Annotated in this window: 2 protein-coding genes and 1 pseudogene; 1 reads left to right on the forward strand and 2 read right to left on the reverse strand. The window is 73.3% G+C overall.

Annotated elements, in window-relative coordinates; all coding sequences use genetic code 11:
• Window positions 1-851 (forward strand): annotated as a pseudogene (locus tag D7X12_RS40770) (hypothetical protein); the annotation flags it as partial.
• Between the two features lie 48 nt (window positions 852-899).
• Here the strand turns inward: D7X12_RS40770 and D7X12_RS40775 are convergent.
• Both D7X12_RS40775 and D7X12_RS40780 read right to left on the reverse strand, forming a co-directional pair.
• Complete coding sequence (locus tag D7X12_RS40775) at window positions 900-1,577, reverse strand: hypothetical protein (RefSeq protein WP_120630492.1); 678 nt, start codon at window positions 1,575-1,577, stop codon at window positions 900-902.
• 82 nt (window positions 1,578-1,659) lie between these two features.
• Window positions 1,660-2,490 (reverse strand): PDR/VanB family oxidoreductase (locus D7X12_RS40780; protein ID WP_147443982.1); only part of this gene is annotated, 831 nt, incomplete at its 5' end.

The following is a 2,490-nucleotide window of genomic DNA, read 5'->3' on the forward strand; positions in this document are numbered from 1 at the left end:
CCCGTCATCCGGCCCCTTGTTCACCACGCCCTCGTGGAGGGTGGGCGCCGCCTCCGGTGGTGGTGCCGCCTCCCGCGGTGGAGCCGCCGCCCACCCTCCACGAGGGCGTGGTGAACAAGGGGCCGGATGACGGGAGCAGCGTGCCGGTGCCGACCGAGGTGCCCCCGGTGGTGGTGCCCGACAAGCCGGTGAAGACGGCCTCGGTGTCGAAGCCGAAGCGGCCCCCGCGCACGGTGGTCGTGACCACGCCGGTGGCTGCGATTGAAGAGATGCGCGGCGGCCAGCGCGTGGCGAAGCTGGACGCGTGGCGGGGCCTCAACGCGGGCCTGTCATTGCAGGTGGTGGGCCCCGCGGTCCCTCGCGGCTCCAACAAGCGCCCGTTGCTGGGGCAGGCCCGCGTGGAGAGCATCCCTCCCAATCGGGATCAGCTCGTGCTGCGGCTGGACGAAGAGGCGAACACGGCGAAGGGGCCGCGCTTCGTGGTGCTGCCCGCGCGGCCGCAGGAGCCCGCGGCGCCCGCGCCCGTCGCGGAGCCGGTGCGCGAGGAGCCGCCCCCGGCGAAGTCCCCACTCCTGGGAAGCGCGACCCTGAAAGGCCTGCTGGGCAGCAACTACAACAGCACCCTGACCATCATCAACGAGGACAGCCGCACCTGGACCGGGTGCACCCTCGTCATGGCGAAGCGGCAGCAGGCGTTCATGGCGCAGCTGGAGAAGTACTCGCGGCACGTGGTCCGGCTGGGTGAGCCCTACTTCAGGGTGGAGTCGAGCGCGCCCGCCGTGGGCAATCGCATGGTGCGCGTCACCTGCAAGGAAGGTCAGGGCGACTTCGCGCTGGGCGAGGAGGACTGACGCTTCCGCCGAGGAGCCCTCTCGGTGCTCCCTTGCGTGCGGCCGGCCTCAGGGCGCAAGTCGCGCGGCGGCCACGGGGCACTCGGCGCGCAGCAGCTTCTCCACCTCCGCGTCGCCGCCCTTCGCGTTGCGCACGGCGCGGGACAGGGACGTGCGGCACTGCCACGTCACCTCGCGCGTGCCGTGGCAGCAGTGCCAACCGGTCAGCGTGGAGTCCAGGTACTGGAGCATCTCCTGGCGCGTGGGCGTGGCGATGCTCCACACCGCGCCCGCGAGCACCGCCACCCCGACGAGCTGGGGCAGCAGCCCGCGCAGCCAGCCGCGAACACCGCCCGAAAGCGGCCGCGCGTGCACCCCCAGCCGCGCGTCCAGGGGCCGGCGCTGCAGCACCCCTTGCAGCAGCAGGTCCACCGGCGCGGTGAGGCCGCGCAGCAGGCCCGTGCCCAGGCCCGGCGCGCGTCCGTCTCCACGCTCCATCAGCAGGCCCAGGAAGTGACGGCCCGGGGTGCGGCCCGTCAGCCCGCCCACCGCGGACAGGGTGAACCACGCCAGGGCCCCGGCGAGCCCGAGCGCCCCGGCGGTAGAGGCCTGCTCCGCCGCGCGCACCGCGCCCCAGCCCACGAGCGCCGCGCCCGTGAGGTCCAGCAGATCCGCCACCCACAGCCGGCCCTGGTGCCGGGCCTCGGTGGGAATCGTCTCCATGGAGAACAGCGACCCGTCGCTCATCAGCCTCTCTCGTGCGCGAGCATGGGCCGCCCGCGCGGCCGTGGCGCTCCCTTCAGGCGAGCGTCCCGGCCCTGGCCTCCTACTACAGGTCCAGCACCAGCCGCTTGGAACGTGCACGCGAGACACAGACGAGCATGCGCTCGTCTCCCGCGGGCTCCTGCTGGAAGAAGGTGTCCCGGTGCTCGGGGGTGCCCTCGCAGACGCGGGTGAGGCAGGTGCCACACGAGCCGGCTTCGCAGTCGCTCTCCACCTTCACCCCGTGCGAGCGCAGCACGTTGAGCACGCTGCTTCCGGCCGGGACGCGGAGCACCTGGCCGGTGCTGCGCAGGGCCACCTCGAAGTCCGCCTCCTCGCGGGCGCGGGTGGCGGCGGTGCCCTCGGCGGTGAAGGCCTCGAAGTGCACCTTCTCCCGGGGCCACCGGTGCAGCGTCGCCGCCTCGCGCACGGCCTTCATCAGCCCCGCGGGGCCGCAGCAGTACAGCCGCGTGCCCGGGTCGCGCGAGCCCAGCAGCGCCTTCACGTCCAGCCCCTTCGCCGGGTCGCCCCCGTCATGGTGGAGGTGCACGTGGCCGGCGAAGGACGGCGAGGACCACAGCTCCCGGAAGGCGGTCCTCTCCGCGTTGCGCGAGCAGTAGTGCAGCACCCACTCCGCGCCGGTGCGCTCCAGCACGCGCGCCATGGCCAAGAGCGGGGTGATGCCGATGCCGCCCGCGATGAGCACGTAGCTGCGTGCGTACAGGAGCGGGAAGTCATTGAGGGGCGCGCTCACGGTGAGCACGTCGCCCACGCGCACGTGGTCGTGCAGGGCCCGTGAACCGCCGCGCCCGTTCGCGTCGCGTTGCACGGCGATGACGTAGCGGTGCGTCTCCTCCGGGGCATTGCACAGCGAGTACTGGCGCAGGCTGTTCAACGT

This window comes from Corallococcus sicarius, from assembly GCF_003611735.1.
GTDB lineage: Bacteria > Myxococcota > Myxococcia > Myxococcales > Myxococcaceae > Corallococcus > Corallococcus sicarius.

What these genes read in the sequence shown, in the direction of transcription:
- D7X12_RS40775 (WP_120630492.1), bottom strand. Translation starts at nt 1,577, where the DNA reads ATGAGCGACGGGTCGCTGTTCTCCATGGAGACGATTCCCACCGAGGCC.